The sequence below is a fragment of the Hamadaea sp. genome (assembly GCF_013362815.1).
Lineage (GTDB): Bacteria > Actinomycetota > Actinomycetes > Mycobacteriales > Micromonosporaceae > Hamadaea.
On record NZ_JABFVK010000018.1, the window covers coordinates 36020 to 53813 of the forward strand.

General features: G+C 68.5%; 17 protein-coding genes. 4 read left to right on the forward strand and 13 right to left on the reverse strand.

From position 1 onward, the window contains the following. The first annotated feature begins 48 nt into the window (after window positions 1-48). Window positions 49-558 (forward strand): helix-turn-helix domain-containing protein, encoded by a 510-nt coding sequence (locus tag HOV77_RS11040; RefSeq protein ID WP_290861018.1) that lies wholly within the window; start codon window positions 49-51, stop codon window positions 556-558. Here the strand turns inward: HOV77_RS11040 and HOV77_RS11045 are convergent. The 6 genes from HOV77_RS11045 to HOV77_RS11070 all read right to left on the reverse strand — a co-directional run bounded on the left by HOV77_RS11045 (window position 555) and on the right by HOV77_RS11070 (window position 7838). After that, window positions 555-1976, reverse strand: coding sequence for an AAA family ATPase (locus HOV77_RS11045; RefSeq protein ID WP_290861020.1), 1422 nt, complete (start codon window positions 1974-1976; stop codon window positions 555-557). The genes HOV77_RS11040 and HOV77_RS11045 overlap by 4 nt on opposite strands. Before the next feature lie 78 nt (window positions 1977-2054). After that, window positions 2055-4535, reverse strand: a complete 2481-nt coding sequence (locus tag HOV77_RS11050) for a GNAT family N-acetyltransferase (protein WP_290861022.1) — start codon at window positions 4533-4535, stop codon at window positions 2055-2057. A 3-nt stretch (window positions 4536-4538) separates the two neighbouring features. Beyond that, complete coding sequence (locus HOV77_RS11055; RefSeq protein ID WP_290861024.1) at window positions 4539-5714, reverse strand: acetoin utilization protein AcuC; 1176 nt, start codon at window positions 5712-5714, stop codon at window positions 4539-4541. Then, entirely contained in the window at window positions 5714-6490 is a 777-nt protein-coding gene (locus HOV77_RS11060) for a sulfurtransferase (protein WP_290861026.1), read from the reverse strand. Before HOV77_RS11060 ends, HOV77_RS11055 begins: the two co-directional genes overlap by 1 nt. Window positions 6491-6607: 117 nt before the next feature. After that, a complete protein-coding gene (locus tag HOV77_RS11065) occupies window positions 6608-7288 on the reverse strand; it encodes a metal-dependent transcriptional regulator (protein ID WP_290861028.1) in 681 nt (226 codons plus the stop codon). Window positions 7289-7424: 136 nt separating this feature from the next. Continuing rightward, complete coding sequence (locus tag HOV77_RS11070; RefSeq protein ID WP_290861030.1) at window positions 7425-7838, reverse strand: DUF3592 domain-containing protein; 414 nt, start codon at window positions 7836-7838, stop codon at window positions 7425-7427. 180 nt (window positions 7839-8018) lie between these two features. Here HOV77_RS11070 and HOV77_RS11075 point away from each other — a divergent pair, with 180 nt between their 5' ends. After that, window positions 8019-8642: a Uma2 family endonuclease gene (locus tag HOV77_RS11075; RefSeq protein WP_290861032.1), complete on the forward strand. Its 624-nt coding sequence runs from the start codon at window positions 8019-8021 to the stop codon at window positions 8640-8642. Here the strand turns inward: HOV77_RS11075 and HOV77_RS11080 are convergent. The 3 genes from HOV77_RS11080 to lhgO are packed head-to-tail and all read right to left on the reverse strand — an operon-like array spanning window position 8639 to window position 11278. Next, window positions 8639-9169 carry a hypothetical protein gene (locus tag HOV77_RS11080; protein ID WP_290861034.1) on the reverse strand — a complete coding sequence of 177 codons (531 nt, stop codon included), beginning with the start codon at window positions 9167-9169 and terminating at the stop codon, window positions 8639-8641. The two genes, HOV77_RS11075 and HOV77_RS11080, sit on opposite strands and share 4 nt — an antisense overlap. 16 nt (window positions 9170-9185) lie before the next feature. Continuing rightward, window positions 9186-10091 carry a TIGR03619 family F420-dependent LLM class oxidoreductase gene (locus HOV77_RS11085; protein WP_290861036.1) on the reverse strand — a complete coding sequence of 302 codons (906 nt, stop codon included), beginning with the start codon at window positions 10089-10091 and terminating at the stop codon, window positions 9186-9188. Between the two features lie 5 nt (window positions 10092-10096). Further along, window positions 10097-11278: an L-2-hydroxyglutarate oxidase gene (lhgO, locus tag HOV77_RS11090; RefSeq protein ID WP_290861038.1), complete on the reverse strand. Its 1182-nt coding sequence runs from the start codon at window positions 11276-11278 to the stop codon at window positions 10097-10099. An 83-nt stretch (window positions 11279-11361) separates the two neighbouring features. Between lhgO and HOV77_RS11095 the strand changes: the two genes are divergently transcribed. Further along, entirely contained in the window at window positions 11362-11736 is a 375-nt protein-coding gene (locus HOV77_RS11095; protein WP_290861040.1) for a VOC family protein, read from the forward strand. Between the two features lie 96 nt (window positions 11737-11832). On the opposite strand, the gene HOV77_RS11100 is transcribed toward HOV77_RS11095, so the two are convergent. The 4 genes from HOV77_RS11100 to nrdR all read right to left on the reverse strand — a co-directional run bounded on the left by HOV77_RS11100 (window position 11833) and on the right by nrdR (window position 16503). Continuing rightward, entirely contained in the window at window positions 11833-12066 is a 234-nt protein-coding gene (locus HOV77_RS11100) for a DUF5522 domain-containing protein (protein ID WP_290861042.1), read from the reverse strand. Further along, the gene (locus tag HOV77_RS11105; RefSeq protein WP_290861044.1) at window positions 11963-12952 is read right to left on the reverse strand and encodes a DMT family transporter; all 990 of its coding nucleotides are present in this window, start codon (window positions 12950-12952) and stop codon (window positions 11963-11965) included. The genes HOV77_RS11100 and HOV77_RS11105 overlap by 104 nt, the downstream gene beginning before the upstream one ends. 211 nt (window positions 12953-13163) lie before the next feature. Continuing rightward, window positions 13164-15953: a vitamin B12-dependent ribonucleotide reductase gene (locus tag HOV77_RS11110; protein ID WP_290861046.1), complete on the reverse strand. Its 2790-nt coding sequence runs from the start codon at window positions 15951-15953 to the stop codon at window positions 13164-13166. 85 nt (window positions 15954-16038) lie between these two features. After that, window positions 16039-16503: a transcriptional regulator NrdR gene (gene nrdR, locus HOV77_RS11115; RefSeq protein WP_290861161.1), complete on the reverse strand. Its 465-nt coding sequence runs from the start codon at window positions 16501-16503 to the stop codon at window positions 16039-16041. Window positions 16504-17008: 505 nt separating this feature from the next. Between nrdR and lexA the strand changes: the two genes are divergently transcribed. Next, window positions 17009-17683 (forward strand): transcriptional repressor LexA, encoded by a 675-nt coding sequence (gene lexA, locus HOV77_RS11120; protein WP_363260043.1) that lies wholly within the window; start codon window positions 17009-17011, stop codon window positions 17681-17683. The last annotated feature ends 111 nt before the right edge of the window (window positions 17684-17794 follow it).

The following is a 17794-nucleotide window of genomic DNA, read 5'->3' on the forward strand; positions in this document are numbered from 1 at the left end:
TGAAGCACGCTCTTGACGAAAGCGTCAAGAGTCCTTGACACTTAACTCATGACGGAACCGGAAGAGACCCTGGAGGTCTCCTCGGCCACTCAGTACGCCGCACTCGGCCACCCGATGCGACTGCGCCTGCTGTTCGTCCTCGGCAAGCGGCAGGCCACGATCAGCCAGCTCGCCGCCGACCTCGGTACGCGTAAAGGCAACATCGCGCACCACCTCGGCGTCCTGCGTGAGGCGGGGATGGTGAAGATCGCGTACACCAAACCCGTCCGCGGCGGCACCGAGCAGTACTACGAACGGGTCGCCCGGAAGATCCACTTCACGGGCGAGCAGGCGATCGCACAGAAGGCCCTGACCTTGCGCGTACTGTCCGAGGAGATCGAGGCAGCCGCTCCCGATCCGTTCCTCGTCCTGCGGCAGATCCATCTGACCCAGGCCCAAGCCGCTCAACTCGCGACGACGCTGTCCGACCTCGTGGACGGCGTCGAAGAGGCGGGCGAGGACGAGCCTCGCTACCGGCTGCTCGCCGGCCTGTTCGCCCCGCAGCCGCCCGCCGCCTAGCGGTACGCGCCGACGACGTCCTCCGGCCCGACGAGGCGTACGCCGTCGACACTGGATCCACTGCGAGAGACCACGATCAAGGGCGTCGTGACATCCGCGCCCGGAAGTTTCGCCCTGTGGACCACGAGTTCGGCGAAGTCGTGCGAGTCGAAGGCTCGCCGTTCCAGCCACTTGATCGATCCGACCATGGTGATCTTCTTCGCGATCGGACCCCGATCCGCGCCTACGAGATCGATCTGCGGATCGTTGGTACGCGTCCAGTAGCCGCCGACGACGCCGGTCTCCGGCGGTAGGACGTCGCCCGGCATGCGACCGAGCGCGTCGCGGATCACCGGTTCGACCGCCGTGCCTCGCCAATCAGTCCAAGATCGCCGGATCCGGGCCAGCGTCAGGTCGCCGCGACCTCGGTCGATCTCGGTCAGATACGGCCCGAGAAAGGCGAGCCAGAAACGCAGATGAGGGTCGGCGATGAGATAGCGGGTCTCCTTGGACGGCTGCGTCGACAGCGGCGTGACCGCCTGCACCGCCCGCTTCGCGGTGAGCAATGCCAGGGCGCGGGTCAACGACGCGTGCGGCATGCCTCCGGCTGCTCGGGCGATCAGGCTGTAGGCGCGTTCGCCGCTACCCAGTGCGGTCAGCACCAGCCGGGCTTGGGATTCCGGCGGGAACTCGGCGGCAAGCGCGCGTTCGCCGCTGACCAGCAGCGCAGACGTGGGATCCGGCACCACCTCCGCCAGGTACTCGTCCACCGACGCTCCGTGCGGCCATTCGTCGAGCACCAGCGGCAGTCCACCGGAGACCAGGTAGGCGTCGATCGCCTCCGCGGCGGGCAGGTCGAGCATGCTGCCGACGTCGGCCGGGCCGAGCGGTGGCACCACCATCTCCGTGGCACGCTGGTGGAACGGCCGGCCGTACTCGTTGAGCGCCTCCATCATCGCCAAGTCGGATCCGATGCAGATCAGCAGCACTGGCTTGGCCGAGAGGTCGCGGTCGAAGATCTTCTGCAGCGTGCCCTCGAAGCCAGGATCCGTCGCGATGACGTAGGGCATCTCATCCAGCACCACGACACTCGGCTGATCGTCTGGAATCGCCGCGACCAGCAGGCGTAACGCCGCATCCCACGTGCCCGGTTCCTGACCGTCGAACATCGAGGCACGCGGCAGGTCTGACTCCGCGCCGGCCTGGATGAACAGGCGCAGCTCCGCTTCCGCCGATGGCTGGGCGGAAGCGGTGTAGAAGACATGCGGCACTTCGGCACGCCGGACGAACTCCTCGACCAAGCGGGATTTGCCGACCCGGCGGCGCCCACGCATGAGCACCGCACGACCAGGGCGACCTGTCCGGCCGCCGGAGCGTACGCGATCAAGAAGCTTGGTGAGCTGAGCCAGCTCCGTCCGCCGGCCGACGAATCCATCCATACAGCTCACCGCCCTCGCATAATACGCTCACGCATGAGTCTTTCACGGATGATTGACTCACATCTGAGCGTATCAGGGTCAGCGGGCGGGTGGGAGGAGACGCGGACCGGTGTCCGGGCGCGGCTTCGGCTCCTCGATCACGCCCCAGGCGTGCAGGACGGCGTACCCGTCGGAGCGGGCCAGCACCGGGTTGAGGGTGAGCCGGCGTACGCCGGGGACCTCGTCGGCCAGGTGACCGATGCGGAGCAGCAGGTCTTCGAGGGCGGAAACGGCCACCGGAGTGCCGCCGGCCGCTCCGGTGAGGAGGTCGGCGGCGCGCGGCGTGCGTACGAGGTCGAAGGCGTCACGGTCGGTCAACGGGGCCGCCCGCCACGCTCTGTCGCCGACCAGGTCGGCCACGACGCCGCCGAGGCCGAATCCGACTACCGGCCCGAACGCGGGGTCGTCCACCAGCTCGACGACGCAGGGGATGCCCGGGGCCGTCATCGGCTGGACGAAGATCTCGACGCCCGTGCCGAAGAGCCCCTCCAGGTCCTGGTACGCACGGCGCAGTTGAGCCTCGTCGTCCACGTCCAGGCGTACTGCCCCGAGGTCGATGCGATGCGGGCGTTCCACCACCTTGAGCGCCACCGGCACTCCGCCGAACTTCGCGTACGCCGACAATGCCTCCTCGACGCCCCGCGCGCGCAGATGCGGCACCACCTCGATCCCGTACGCCGCCAGCGCCTCCTCCACTGTGGCGGCCTCCGGTGGCGGCCCGGACACGGGTGAGGGCGGGATGACACCCTCGGATTCGCGCAGCCACATGGCTCGGCGGCTGACCCGGGCGAGCGCCCGGACGGCCTCCTCGATCGACGGATAGGACGGTACGGAATCGGGCGCACGCCCGTAGAGGAACGTTGCCACGACGGGCTTTTCGTGGGCGCTCGCCGCGTCGGCCACCGAGGCGGCGAACGGCGCGACACCGGAGTCCGAGAGCGTCATGGCACCGGTCGGCAACGGTGGTGCGACCACGACGAGCAGCGAATCCGTCTCGTCGGCCGCGAGGGTGGCTTGCAGCGCGGCGGCGAACTCGTCCTCGGCGGCCGACGGCCCGACCGTGGCGACCGGCCCCACCGCGAGGCCGGCCGAGACCAGGGCGGAGCTGGCCAGCGAGGCGAGCGGAGCGGCGTTGCCGACGATGCCGACCCGGTGTCCGGCCGGCATCGGGGCCCCGGTGAGCAGCAGGCCGACGTCGACGAGTTCGGCGACGGTGTCGACCTGGATCACCCCGGAGTGCTCGCCGAGGGCCTGCATCGCCGACGGGTCCAGTGTGGACCCCAACCCGGTACGCCCGGACAGCACGACGATCGGCTTCTCCCGCCCGACTTCGCGAGCGATCCGGGCGAACTTGCGCGGATTGCCGAACGTCTCGAGGTACATCAGGATCACGTCGGTGTCGGGATCGCCCGCCCAGTACTGCAAGAGGTCGTTGCCGGAGACGTCGCCCCGCTGCCCGACGCTGACGAAGCTGGAGACGCCGAGCCCACGCCGGTCCGCCTCGGCCATGAGCAGCAGACCGAGGGTGCCGGACTGGCAGAACAGGGCGGCTCGCCCGGGTCTCGGCAATTGCGGGGACAGCGTGGCGTTCAACGCCTGTGTCCCGATGCCGAGACTGCCCGGCCCGATGACTCGCATGCCGGTCGCACGGGCCGTCCGGACCAGCTCCCGGCGTTGCTCCGGTGCCAGATCGGTGACGACGAGCAGCCCTGCGACGCGGCCGGCGCAATCGGAGACCACCGCCGGAACGGCGGCCGGTGGGACGGCCACCACCGCCAAGTCGACGTCACCGTCCACAGCGGACAGGGACTCGCCGGGGCGGATCAGGTGCGGGCGATGTGCATACGACTCGGAAATGTGCCGGACCAATGCGGCGCCGACGCCGGACCCGGAGCGTGCGGCCCCGTAGATCGCGATCCCCCGCGGTCTGAGCAGGCGCGCCACGGACCTGGCCTCGGTACGCCGCTCGCGGTCGGCCTGGACCTGACGCGAGCGGTCGGTGGGCGCGATCGGAAAGGTCAGGTGGACGACGCCGTCGGCGTATTCGCGGTTGACCTGGTAGCCCGCGTCGGCGAAGACGCGCAGCATCGCGCCGTTCTCCGGGAGCACCTCGGCCACGAACCTCGTGATCCCAGCGGGTTCGGCGCTCGCCGTCAGGTGTTCGAGCAGGACCGAGCCGATCCCGCGACCCTGGTACGCGTCGGCGACCACGAACGCGACCTCGGCGTCGGGAGCTTGCGGGCCGAGCCGCTCGTACCGGCCGACGGCGATGATCTCGGAACTCCCGTCGGAGCGGCCGTGCAGGACGACGATCGCCTCCCGGTCGCGATGGTCGACGTTGACGAACCGGTCGAGGTCGCGCGCCGGAATCCGCGGGTACGGCGAGAAGTAGCGCAGATAGCGGGTGCGTTCGGAGAACCGGGCGTGCATGGCCACGATGGCGTCGGCGTCGGCCGGATCGATGGGCCGGATGCCGACCGTCGAACCGTCGGAGAGGAGCACGTCCACCTGGTCGCGCACGGTTCAGTCCCGTGGGTCGTACGGGTCGAGGCCGTGCAGCGGATAGACCGCTTTGCGGGTCGCGAGGATCGCGCGGTCGAGCGGCGTCGGCTCGGACTCCGGAACCCATGGGGCGTAACGGATGTCGCCGTCGTCGGTCATCCGCTGCGGCGCGACCCGTTCGGGGCGCAGGCTCTCGGCCAGGTCGATCCACTCGCGCGGAATCAGGGTGGCCGGGTCGAGCGGATCGCCCGTGATCGTCGCCAGGAGATGGGTCCACGCCCTCGGCACCGCCTCGACCAGGGCGTACCCACCGCCGCCGGTGGCGATCCAGCGGCCGTCGCACAGCTCCTCGGCGAGATCGCGCAGGGCGAGGTACGCCGCCCGCTGACCGTCGACCGACAGCCGCAGGTCCGCCAAGGGGTCCAGGCGATGCGGATCGGCTCCACATTGGGTGAAGAGCACCTGAGGCTGGAAGGCCCGCAGCAGCCCCGGCACGACGGCGTGGAACGCCCGCAACCAGTCACGATCGTTGGCGCCCGGCGGCAACGCGACGTTCACCGCGCTGCCCTCCGCATTCGGGCCGCCGATCTCCTCCGGGAACCCCGTCCCCGGGAACAGCGCGATCGGCGTCTCGTGCAGGCTGATCGTGAGTACGCGAGGGTCGTCGTAGAACGCCGTCTGCACCCCGTCACCGTGGTGCACATCGATGTCCACATAGGCGACTCGTTCCGCTCCCCGCGCGAGCAGGTCCGCGATCGCGATCGCCGGATCGTTGTAGACGCAGAATCCCGAGGCGCGCGCCGGCATCGCGTGATGCAGACCGCCCGCGATGTTGACGGCCCGCCGCTGCTCCCCCGCCCACACCGCACGGGCGGCGGCCAAGGTCGCGCCGGCGATCAGCGCCGACGCCTCGTGCATCCCGTCGAACACGGGGTTGTCCGACGTGTTCAGGCCGTAGCCGTGGAAGAAGAAGTCGTCGGGCGCGGCCTTCACCGCGGCGATGTAATCGGCCCGGTGGACCAGGCCCAGCTCCTCGTCCGTCGCCGCGATCGGCTTGCGGACCGTGACACCCGGCCTTTCCAGCAAGTGGTACGCATTGGCGAGAGCCATCGTGAGGCGTACCCGGACCGGGTCGAGCGGATGCTCGCCGAGGTCATAGCCGAGCAGCGCCTCATCCCAGACCACCAGGCTGTTCATCACTGACCCGGATCTTTCGCGGGCTCTTCCCCGGTCGCGATCGGGCGGCTGGGGTCGGTGATCCAGTGGCTCCACGAGCCGAGGTAGAGCGCGGCGTCTTCGCGGCCCGTCGCGTGCAACTGGAGAACCGCACGCGCGGCGGTGATCCCGCTCCCGCAGTACGCCCCCACCTGCGTGTCGGCCGGCACCTCGGGAAGTACGCCAGGAGCGTTGACCGCACCGGGGATGTGCCCGGCGACGGAGTCGATCGGTTCCACCTCGCCCCGGTAGCGTTCCGCGGCGCGTACGTCGAAAAGGACGTTCTTCGCCGCGAAGTCCAACGCCTCGTCGGCTTCGATCGTCGGCAGGTGACCGGGCTCCACCGTGAAGTCGCCGGGCTTGGTCTCCGGAGTCTCCGTCGTGAGCCCGTCGGCCCAGGCCGGAAAGCCGCCCTCGAGTACTCGCACATCCCGGTGACCCGCCCAGCGCAACGTCCACCACGTACGCGCAGCGGCCAGCAGGTCACCGCCGTCGTAGACGACGACCGGGCGATCGGCGCTCACTCCGGCGGCGCGCAGCTTCCCTTGCAACTCCGCCAAGTCCGGCAGCGGATGCCGGCCACCCTCGCCGGGCGGGCCGCACAGGTCCTCGTCGACGTCGAGGAACACCGCGCCAGGCAGATGACCTTCGGCGTATGCCCCACGCCCGGAAGGTCCGCCGAGACGCCAGCGAACGTCGAGCAGGGTCACTTCGGGCAGCCGAGCCACGAGCTCTTCAGCACTGATGAACGGGGTCACGCTCGCCATTCTGTCAGGCGACCGGGCTCCGGTGCTCTTGATCTTCGCGCGATCCGGGATAACGCGGCCTCGACGCTCGCCGAGGGGACGTTATCCCGGAGATCGCGATCAGAAAGGTCAGCGGGTGGTGACGAACACCCGCGAGGCGACCTCGCGTGGCAGGCGTACCTGCTCGCCGGAGCGGTCGATGGTCACGCCGTCGCGCTCCTGCGCCACCGTGACGGTCGCGCCCGGGTCGACCCCGGCCGCGTGCAGCTGCCGCAGCACCTCGGCGTCGGTCTGCACGCTTTCGCAGATACGCCGCACGATGACCGAGCCGGACAGCCCGGGGAAGGCCAGGTTCCGCTCGGACTCCGTCTCGGCCTTCGGCTGGACGCCGTCGAACGCGTCTAGCCCGGGGATCGGGTTGCCGTAGGGCGAGCGCGTCGGCCGGTTGAGCAGCTCGTAGACCCGCTGCTCGACGGTGTCGCTCATGACGTGCTCCCAGCGGCAGGCCTCGTCGTGGGCTTCCTCGTAGGGCATCCCGATGACGTTGACGAGCAGCAGCTCGGCCAGCCGGTGCTTGCGCATCACGGCGACCGCGTGCATCCGCCCGGAATCCGTCAGCTCCAGGTGCCGGTCGCTCTCGACGACTCGCAGCAGACCGTCCCGCTCCATCCGGGCGACCGTCTGGCTGACCGTGGGACCGCTCTGGTGCAGCCGCTCGGCGATCCGGGCCCGCAGCGGCGCGACGCCCTCCTCTTCGAGTTCGAGGATGGTGCGCAGGTACATCTCAGTAGTGTCAACTAGGTCGTTCACGGTCTTCGGTCCTCCGGCAGCTCGCGCCGTGGGAGCTTCCTGACGCAGGGGCTCTGTGGCTGCCTGCGATTCTATTGGGTGATTCCAGTTAACGGCGAACACGGCACGGCCAAGATCGCCAGGTGGGCATGTCTGATCAGCCCACCGCGGCGGCGAAGGTGATCAGAACCACGAGTAACAGCAGTCCGGCGAACAGGTGACCAGCCGGGCTCGGTCCTTCGCCGGGACCGTCGACGATCTCGATAACAGTCGGTTTGTCGGCTCTGTACCTGATCAGCACCGGTGCCCGTCTGGGGTACGCCGAACGGCGGCGTACTGGGCCGAGGGCGAGGATTCGCTGCCCGCCCTGCGTCCGGAAGGACACCACCGGGCGATACCAGACCCGCCCGGCGAACCCCGATCGGAATTGACTCTCGACGATCGTCCCGGCCGCCTCGATCCCGCCCCGGCGCAGCCGCTCCGACCACAGCACCCGGCGTACGCCCGCAAGCAGGAACGCCACCGCGACCGCCGCCCAGACGACCGCGACCACCGCCGCGAACAGGCCCATGCCCGCGCAGCGTAGTGCCGACCGGCAATCCCCGAAACCCCCGGCGACCAACCGGGGGAGATGCTGCGCGACGTGAGCGGGCGTACGCTCGTCGTGACTGTCTAGACCCGTGCTGAGCTGCGGATTGTCGGACAGATGACAATGCGGTATCCGGCTCGAATCCCGAAGCGGAAGGTTCTCATGACATCGCCCGAGAACGAGGAGCAGCCCATGACTGCCGTCGCGGATGCCCGGCCGACCTATCTCGACCGGACCGAGTGGACTGTGGACGACCTCAAGGACCTGCCGGAGGACCTGAACTATGAGCTCGTCAATGGACGGTTGATCTTGCCGTCCCCAACCTTCACCCATCAGGAAATCGCTATTCGGATCAAGCTCGCGCTCGACGAGCACTGCCCACAAACGCACGTCGTCAGCACTGATCAGTCGATCGCGATCGACAACGCGAACGAACCGCGTCCCGACGTGGTCGTCATGCCGGTCGAACACATCGACGTCTCACCCGTGCCGGTTGCCGGTTCGCTCCTCGCGGTCGAGGTGGTTTCGGCGTCGCAGAGCGTCCGCGAGATGGTCGACAAGGCCCAGGCGTACGCCATCGCGGAGATCCCGCACTACTGGATCATCGACACTCACGATGACCAGCTCTCCCTCAGCGAGCTGACGCTCGACCCGTCCGATGGACAGTACAAGATGGGTAAGGCGACGGTCGGCGTGTTCAAGACGGAGCAGCCGTTCCCAGTGACGATCGACTTGCCCGCGTTGTCTACTCGATACGCGAAGCTGCGCGCGCGGGCCGGGCGCTAGTTGCTGGACTTGTCGATCTCCTTGGCCAGCTTGACCAGTCCCGGCGCAGCAGCCGCCGGATCGGCGTCGGCCGCCAACGACAGCCGCAGGAAGAGCAGCCTCGCGTCACCGGTCAGCCACCCGATCTCCACGACCGGGCCCACTTGCCCCTTCGCCGGTGTGACCAGCTGATACGCCGCCTTGCCGACGCCGGGGACGTCTGTCGCGCCCTTCGGCTTCACGACGTCTTTGAAGACGGAGGCGTCAGCCTTCGTCTGGGTCACCGAGAGCACCACTTCCGGAAGCGGGCTCTGCTCTGTGCGTACGACACAGGTGAAGGTTTTGTCTTTGGTGGCCGCGGCCGCGATCGTGAACGACTGGCCCAGCGACGCACTGACCTTGGCGAAGTCGATGAGCTGGCACGCGCCGCCCTCCGCCGCGGCCGGACGCTGTTGCACCGTGGGCGCGGGTTTCGGGGTGGGCGGGGAGGCGGTGCACCCGGACAGGAGGAGTGCCGCGGTCACCGCACCGGCAAGCGCGGCACGCACGGCGGAGAAGGTAGCACTAATCCCGCAGGGGTGAGAAGGCGTCGAGGAGCTCTTCCGCGACCCGCATCGAGACCTGGGGATCGGCGTCCGGCGAACCGATGCGCGGGTCGAAGTTGAGGTCGAGGAACAACTCGGTCATTCCCTGCTCAGCCAGGCGTTCCACGTCGCCACGGATCTCTGCGAAGCTGCCGGTGAGCGGCCGCCGGTCGGCTCGACCGGGTTCACGGACGCGGACGGCGCAGCGGCAGATGAACCGCATCGTCTCCGGATCGCGGCCGACTTCCTCGGCGCCCTGACGGATCAGTCGGATCATCGGCGCGACGTCTTGTTGCGTGGCTGAGCTGCTGCTGATCCAGCCGTCGGCGATCCGGCCGGCTCGACGCAGCGCGGCCGGCGCGGTTCCACCCAGCAGGACCGGTACGCGCGCCTGCACGGGCTTGGGTTCGAACTCCGCCCGGGGCACCTCGTAGAACCGCCCGGAATGCTCGGGCCACTTCTCCGTCCACAGTGTACGCAGAACGGAGACGTACTCGGCGACGCGTGCCCCCCGTTCGCCCAGGGAAGCGCCGGTCGCGGTGAATTCCTCAGGCTGCCAACCGGTGCCGATCCCGGCGTCCACCCGGCCGCCGGAGAGGACGTCGAGCGTCGCGAGCTGCTTGGCGAGGATGACCGGGGAGAGGAACGGAAGATTCACGACCGCGACGCCCAGCCGGATCCGCCACGTCTGCGCGGCGACGAAGGCGAGCGGCAGCAACGGATCGAGGACGCTGCGGTACTGGTCGGCCAGGCCCTCCGGGGCGAGCAGTCGCTGGAAGGTCCACAGGCTGTCGTAGCCGAGCTCCTCGGCGCGTACCGCGATCGGCAGGATGCGGTCGGGAGTCGCCCAGGAACCGGAGACCGGCAGTCCCACGCCAAGCTTCATAAGACTCAGGGTAGATCCGTCGCCATTTCTTGCACGATATGCCGGGCGATCGCGAGCGAACTGGTCGCGGCCGGAGAAGGCGCGTTGAGTACGTGCACCTGCCGGGGTGCCCGGACGATGAGGAAGTCGTCGACGAGGCTGCCGTCCGGCCGGATCGCCTGGGCGCGTACGCCCGAACCCGCGGGTTCGAGGTCGGCCCGGGTGATCTCCGGGACCAGCTGCGCCACGCTTTCGGCGAACCGCCGCCGCGACAGCGAACGAGTCACCTCGCCCAGTCCGTACTTCCAATGCTTGCGCGCCAGCCGCTGGAAGCCGCCGTAGGTGAGGGTGGCGGCCAGCTCGCCCGGCCGGACCTTCGCCCACCGGTATCCCTCGCGGGCCAACGCGAGCACGGCGTTCGGTCCGGCGTGGACGGTCCCGTCGATCATCTTGGTCAGGTGTACGCCGAGGAACGGGAACCGGGGATCGGGCACCGGATAGATCAACCCTCGGACGAGGTCGGTGCGATGCGCTTTGAGCTGTGCGTACTCCCCGCGGAACGGGATGATCCGAGCGGGCGGGGTGATCCCGGCGAGCGCTGCGATCCGGTCGGAGTAGAGGCCGGCACAGTTGATCAACGTGTCGTAGCGCAGATCCCCAGTGGTCGTCACGACGGTGTCGGGGCGGATCGCCGTCACCGCGCTGTTGAGTTGGACCTGGCCGCCGAGCTTCTCGATCTGCCCCGCCAGGGCCAGCGCCACCCGGCCGTAGTCGACGATTCCCGTCGACGGCACGTGCAAGGCTCCGACGCAGGCGACCTCGGGTTCCAGCTCCCGCGCCTCGTGCGCCGTCACCATGCGTACGGTGATCCCGTTGCCACGGGCCCGCTCCTCCAGCATCCGGAGCTGGCCCAGCTGACCGGCCGCCGTCGCCACGATGAGTTTGCCCGTGATCGCGTACGGGACGTCGTGCTCCTCACAGAACTCGATCATCTGCGCCACCCCGGCCCGGCACAGGCGTGCCTTCAGGCTGCCGGGCGGATAGTAGACACCCGCGTGCAGGACGCCGGAGTTGTGGCCGGTCTGGTGGGCCCCGGGCCGGCCCTCCTTCTCCACCACCGTCACGTCGGCGGCGGGTTGGTCGAGGAGGAGTTGACGGGCCACGGCCAGGCCGACGATGCCACCACCGATGACGACGTAGCGGGTCACCGGAGCAGCGTACGCCGATCTTCGCTGCACACAGCCGTCGCGAACTGTCACGAAGTTGTCAGCCTCGTCTTACGCTGAAGGACATGACCGGACGAGTCGTCCATTTCGAAGTGCCCGCCGAGGACATGCAGCGGGCGCAGAAGTTCTACACCCAGGCGTTCGGATGGGACCTCACCCCGATCCCGGCGATGGGCTACACGCTGGTCTCGACCACGCCGAGCGGCGATCGCGGTCCACTGACCCCGGGCGCGATCAACGGCGGGCTGCTCGATCGGAAGGCGCCGTTCGACGGCCCGGTGATCACCATCGAGGTCGCCGACATCGACGCCGCGCTCGCCTCCGTCGTCCGGCTCGGCGGTGAGGCGGTCATCGGCCGCCAGGCCGTGGGCGACATGGGCTTCACCGGCTACTTCCGGGACACCGAGGGCAACCTGATCGGCCTCTGGCAGAACGCCTGACCCCTCCTTGGGCGCTGGATCAGGGTTCCAGGTCGAATCTTGGGGCAAGATTCGACCGACATCCCTGATCCAGCGTGCATCCAAAGCCAAGCCCGGTCAGGTGACGTAGGGGCAGTGGCGGCAGCCTCGCTCGCAGCAGGTGCCGCGGTTCGCGAGGAACCTGGCGCTGAGGACGAACAGGCCGGTCTCGGGATCGAGGTAGCCGGCCTGCCCGTCCGCGACCGCCTCAGCGTGCCGGCGCAGGATCTCCGCTCGCCTCGGGTGATCCGGCGCCAACCGGCTCGGGTGCGGCTCGGTCAAGGCCCGCGGCGCCAACGGCAACGGCTTCACGGCTCCCCTTCCGCACCGGAACGCTCATGGCCGCGACGGCGGCCAGCAGCATCACGGTACCGGCGACGGCCGGCAGGCCGAGCCGCTCCCCCAGCGCCGCCACTGCCACCGCCAGTGCGCTGACCGGCTCGATCAGCACCAGCATCGCCGCGGTGGTCGCGGGCACGGTCTTCAAACCATTGAAGAACATGGTGTACGCCATCGCAGTGGGCACGATTCCGAGAAAGATCAGCCACCCGAACGCGGCGGGCCCGTTCGACCCCGGAAGCAGGCCCTCCGCTGCGGCCAACGGCAAGAGGCACAGCGTCGCCACCACGAACGAGGCCAGCGTCTTGCCGACGTCATCCGAACCGATGTGGTCGGCGTACCGCCGGGTGAGCAGAGTGACCAGCGCGTAGCCGGCGGCGGAGGCGAGCGCCCAGATCACCCCGAGCACCGGGTGTGGGCCGACCTCGCCCGGACCACCCACGATCATGACCAGACCCGCGATCGCGACCCCGATGGCCAGGACCGCGCGGCCGGTGAGCGGCTCGCCGAGAAAGAGCCGCGCGCCGATCGCGACCAGAATCGGGCATGCGCCCAGCGTGGCCACGGTGCCGACGGCGACGCCGGCCTCAGCGATCGACAAGTAGTAGGCGGATTGGTAGACGGCCAGACCGAGGCCGATCACGATCATGACCCAGCCGCGCGGGAACACCGCCCGGGGCCCGATCGGCCGACGCCGAACCAGCTGGACCAGAGCGAGCACGAGTACGCCGAACGCGGCGCGCCAGAAGGACACGGCCAACGGCCCGAGGCCGCTGGTCCGATAGAGGACCGACGCGACGACACCGCCCATGCCCCAGGCAACGGCTGCGGTCGCGACGAAGAAGACGCCTGACTTCATTTCCGAGTTCTCCACTGAAAGTCGTCCGAACCATGACTGGCGTCTGCGGGCGACGACTCATCGTCCGGGCTTCACACAGCCCGGAACAGGTGGAGATGGGTGCCGACCGCGGTCAGGCGACCGGTGGCGAAATGATGGTGCGTCCCATGGCGATCACCCTATAGGGCGAGAGGGGAGCCGACGGCTCCCCTCTCGTACCGCGGGACGATGATCAGCTGCAGCCGCTGGTGGAGCCGCAGCCCTCGCAGACGTAGCAGCTACCGGCCGGGCGCATCTTCGTGCCGCAGGTGAAGCACAGCGGCGCGTCGGCCGCCTTGCCCAGTACGGCTTCCAGCAGCTCGGTCGAGGAACCGACCGCCTTGGCCGGAGCCGGCGCCTGGATCTGCATGACCGGCTTCTCCGGCGCGGCCGGCGGCACGTACTCCGTGCCCTCCTCCTCGGCGCGCAGCTGGGCGGTCCGCTCGGCGGCGGTGAAAATGCCCAGCTCGGCCCGCCGGTCGTACGGGAGGAAGTCGAGCGCCAGGCGACGGAAGATGTAGTCCATCACCGAGTTGGCGATCCGGATGTCCGGGTCGTCGGTCATCCCCGCCGGCTCGAACCGCATGTTGGTGAACTTGCCGACGTAGGTCTCCAGCGGAACGCCGTACTGCAGGCCGATCGAGATCGCCACGGAGAAGGCGTCCATCACACCCGCCAGGGTGGAGCCCTGCTTCGACATCTTCAGGAAGACCTCGCCCAGGCCGTCGTCCGGGTAGGAGGACGCGGTCAGGTAACCCTCGGCGTCGCCGACCGTGAACGAGACCGTCTGGGACGGACGCTTCTTCGGCAGCCGCTTGCGGACCGGCCGGTACTCGACGACCTTCTCCACCTCGGCCGGGGCCGTCGAGACGACCTCCGCCTTCTCCTCGGCCTTGGCCTTCTTGCCGACCGACAGCGGCTGGCCGACCTTGCAGTTGTCGCGGTAGATCGCGAGCGCCTTGAGGCCAAGTTTCCAGCCGTCGTAGTACATCTTCTCGACGTCCTCGACGGTCGCCGACTCCGGCATGTTCACCGTCTTGCTGATCGCGCCCGAGATGAACGGCTGGATCGCCGCCATCATCAGCACGTGGCCCATCGGGGAGATGGCCCGCTCGCCCATGGCGCAGTCGAAGACCGACAGGTGCTCGGCCTTCAGCCCGGGCGCGTCCACCACGTGGCCGTGCTGGGCGATGTACTCGACGATCGCCTCGACCTGCTCCTCCTGGTAACCCAGGGAACGCAGCGCCCGCGGCACGGTCTGGTTGACGATCTGCATCGACCCGCCGCCGACCAGCTTCTTGAACTTGACCAGCGCCAGGTCCGGCTCGACCCCGGTGGTGTCGCAGTCCATCATGAAGCCGATGGTGCCGGTCGGGGCGAGCACGCTCGCCTGCGAGTTACGCCAGCCCTGCTTCTCACCGATCTTGTTGCCGAGCTGCCACTGCTTGGCGGCTTCCTTGGTGATCGCCTTCGCGACGTCGCCGATCGGCTTGATCTCGTCGCAAGCGGCGGCGTGCTTACGCATCACGCGCTGGTGGGGCGTGGCGTTGCGGGCGTAGCCGTCGTACGGGCCGACGACTCCGGCCAGTTCGGCCGACCGACGGTACGCCGTCCCCGTCATCAAGGCGGTGATCGCGGCGGCGACCGCCCGGCCACCCTCCGAGTCGTACGGCAGGCCACTGGCCATGAGGAGGGCGCCGAGGTTGGCGTACCCGATGCCGAGCTGGCGGTAGGCCCGGGTGTTCTCGGTGATCTTCTTCGTCGGGAAGTCGGCGAAGCAGATCGAGATGTCCATCGCGGTGATGACGAACTCGACCGACTTGACGAACTTCTCGATCTCGAACGAGCCGTCGTCGGCGAGGAACTTCATCAGGTTCAGCGAGGCCAGGTTGCACGACGTATCGTCGAGGTGCATGTATTCCGAACACGGGTTGCTCGCCGTGATCCGGCCGGTCTCCGAGCAGGTGTGCCAGTCGTTGATCGTCCCGTCGTACTGGATGCCGGGATCGGCGCACTCCCACGCGGCCTGGGCCATCTTGCGGAACAGCGATTTGGCGTCGACGGTGTCGACGACCCGGCCGTCGAGGCGGCCGAGCAGGTCGAACGACTTGCCCTCGTCGACCGCGTGCATGAACTCGTCGTTGACGCGCACCGAGTTGTTGGCGTTCTGGTACTGCACGCTGATGATGTCGTGCCCGCCGAGGTCCATGTCGAAGCCGGCGTCGCGCAGCGCCCGGATCTTGTCCTCCTCGCGCGCCTTGGTCGCGATGAAGTCCTCGACGTCGGGGTGATCGACGTCGAGGATGACCATCTTCGCCGCGCGCCGGGTCGCCCCGCCGCTCTTGATGGTCCCCGCAGACGCGTCGGCGCCGCGCATGAAGCTGACCGGGCCGGACGCCGTCCCGCCGGAGGAGAGCAGCTCCTTGCTGGCCCGGATGCGGGACAGGTTGATGCCGGAGCCGGAGCCGCCCTTGAAGATCAGCCCCTCCTCCTTGTACCAGTCCATGATCGAGTCGACCGAGTCGTCGACCGACAGGATGAAGCAGGCGCTGACCTGCTGCGGGCTCAGCGTGCCGACGTTGAACCAGACCGGGGAGTTGAAGCTGAAGACCTGGTGCAGCAGCATCCAGGTGAGCTCGTGCTCGAACAGCTCGGCGTCGCCGTCGCTCGCGAAGTAGCCGAACTCCTCGCCGGCCTTGCGATAGGTCTGCACCACGCGGTCGATCAGCTGGCGCAGGCTCCACTCGCGCTCGGGCGTGCCCACCGCGCCCCGGAAGTACTTGGTGGTGACGATGTTCGTGGCGTTGACGCTCCAGAACTCCGGAAACTCGACGCCCCGCTGCTCGAAGTTGATCGAGCCGTCCCGCCAGTTGGTCATGACGACGTCGCGGCGCTCCCACGCCACCTCGTCGTAGGGATGGACCCCTTCCGTGGTCCAGACCCGGTCGATCTTCATCCCCGCCGCTCGCGTGCGTCCCGCCATCGAGAGCCCCCTCCAGCTTTCACCATCTGTATAACGCGTGCCTGTGACAATTCAGTTCGTGATCCAGCGCCCTTCAGCAGGGCGTTCAGACGGCGGACGTACTGCCGTTACGAGTGCGCAGAGCGGCGATTTCACGCTCGAAGTCGTCCAGGGACTCGAAATCCCGATAGACGGACGCAAACCGGAGGTACGCCACCTCGTCCAGCTCCCGGAGGGGCTGCAGAATGGCCAGCCCGACCTCGTGCGAGGGGATCTCGGCCGCCCCTCGGGCCCGGATGGTCTCCTCGACCCGCTGCGCGAGCAGTGCGATCTTGTCCTCGTCGACGGGCCGGCCCTGGCAGGCCTTGCGTACGCCGCTGACGATCTTGGACCGGCTGAACGGCTCGGTCACACCGCTTCGCTTCACCACGGCGAGAACGGCCTCTTCGACCGTCGTGAACCGTTTGCCGCACTCTGGGCAGTGACGTCGCCGCCGGATGATCTGTCCGTCTTCGGCCTCACGGGAATCGACCACTCGGGAATCGGCGTGCCGGCAGTACGGGCAGCGCATCAGGTCCCCCTCCTCCCACCCGGCCGGGTACCACGTCCGGCGGACATGGCTGATCACGGGCCGTCCCCGAAAGGCCGACGCCGATGAGATGACGCAGATCACCGTGGCCGGTCACTCGACGCTATCTATAGATGTCGAGCGCCTCGGTCACCACAAGATGTTGGGGTTGAACTTATTCCTCAGACGGTCCTCGCGCAAGTTCGACACGGCATCGCCGACACGTGTCGCGAATCTCAACACGCCGCGCCGCCTCGTGGTTACTGCCCGCTGCGAATCCGCCCGAAAGGCAGGGCTTGAAAGGGGTACCAGAACAACCGTACGATGTCGAGACCGACACGCGTCGTACAACTGTTTGAAGGTGTCGGTGAAACACGATACGGTCATCTCAGCGAATCCGGACACAACGCCGCCAGCGGCGCTCGGGCCTTCGCCGATGATCAGCTTCCCCGGATCAGTTCAGCAGGAGGGCAGCCAGATGGCGTCCGAGAAGAAGCCCAAGACCGCGATGCGCAGCGTGGCCTCGATCTCCGCCACGACGCTCGACCTGCCAGGCGGTCCCGAGCTCACCGCCCGTCAGCGGCGCATCCTGGACACCATTCGTGCCTGGATGGACCAGAAGGGCTACCCGCCCACCGTCCGCGAGATCGGCGACGCCGTGGGCCTGGTCAGCCCGTCGAGCGTCGCTTACCAGCTCAAGGAGCTGGAGCGGAAGGGCTACCTCCGCCGCGATCCGCACCGCCCGCGCGCCGTCGACGTCCGCCCGCCGGCCGACACCGACCCGGAGCTGCTCGGCATGCTGCGGCCCACCCCGGCGTACGTGCCGGTCGTCGGACGCATCGCCGCCGGTGGCCCCATCCTCGCGGAGGAATCCGTCGAGGACGTCTTCCCGCTCCCCCGCGAACTCGTCGGCGAGGGCACTCTCTTCCTGCTCCAGGTCAAGGGCGACTCGATGATCGAGGCGGCCATCTGCGACGGCGACTGGGTCGCTGTACGCCAGCAGCCCACCGCCGACTCCGGAGACATCGTTGCCGCGATGATCGAAGGAGAGGCGACGGTGAAGACCTACCGCAAGCGGAACGGGCATGTGCTCCTGATGCCGCGCAACCCCGCGTACGAGCCGATTCCCGGCGACGAGGCCTCGATCCTGGGTAAAGTCGTCGCCGTCATGCGGCGGGTGTAAAACGGATCCCATTTCGTCCCTGGCTGCGTTGCTCGACACCTCGTTGCCCCGAGGCAACGTCGGCGTCGTGCGCCTTGCCAGGAACAAAATGGGATCCGTTTTACGTACCTT

Excerpts from the sequence above, each read along its gene's own strand:
- nrdR (WP_290861161.1), bottom strand. The coding sequence starts at position 16,503 with ATGCGCTGCCCGTACTGCCGGCACGCCGATTCCCGAGTGGTCGATTCC.
- HOV77_RS11055 (WP_290861024.1), bottom strand. The coding sequence starts at position 5,714 with ATGAACAGCCTGGTGGTCTGGGATGAGGCGCTGCTCGGCTATGACCTC.
- HOV77_RS11075 (WP_290861032.1), top strand. The coding sequence starts at position 8,019 with ATGACATCGCCCGAGAACGAGGAGCAGCCCATGACTGCCGTCGCGGAT.
- HOV77_RS11085 (WP_290861036.1), bottom strand. The coding sequence starts at position 10,091 with ATGAAGCTTGGCGTGGGACTGCCGGTCTCCGGTTCCTGGGCGACTCCC.
- HOV77_RS11105 (WP_290861044.1), bottom strand. The coding sequence starts at position 12,952 with ATGAAGTCAGGCGTCTTCTTCGTCGCGACCGCAGCCGTTGCCTGGGGC.
- HOV77_RS11095 (WP_290861040.1), top strand. The coding sequence starts at position 11,362 with ATGACCGGACGAGTCGTCCATTTCGAAGTGCCCGCCGAGGACATGCAG.
- HOV77_RS11110 (WP_290861046.1), bottom strand. The coding sequence starts at position 15,953 with ATGGCGGGACGCACGCGAGCGGCGGGGATGAAGATCGACCGGGTCTGG.
- HOV77_RS11040 (WP_290861018.1), top strand. The coding sequence starts at position 49 with ATGACGGAACCGGAAGAGACCCTGGAGGTCTCCTCGGCCACTCAGTAC.
- HOV77_RS11045 (WP_290861020.1), bottom strand. The coding sequence starts at position 1,976 with ATGGATGGATTCGTCGGCCGGCGGACGGAGCTGGCTCAGCTCACCAAG.
- HOV77_RS11070 (WP_290861030.1), bottom strand. The coding sequence starts at position 7,838 with ATGGGCCTGTTCGCGGCGGTGGTCGCGGTCGTCTGGGCGGCGGTCGCG.
- lexA (WP_363260043.1), top strand. The coding sequence starts at position 17,009 with ATGCGCAGCGTGGCCTCGATCTCCGCCACGACGCTCGACCTGCCAGGC.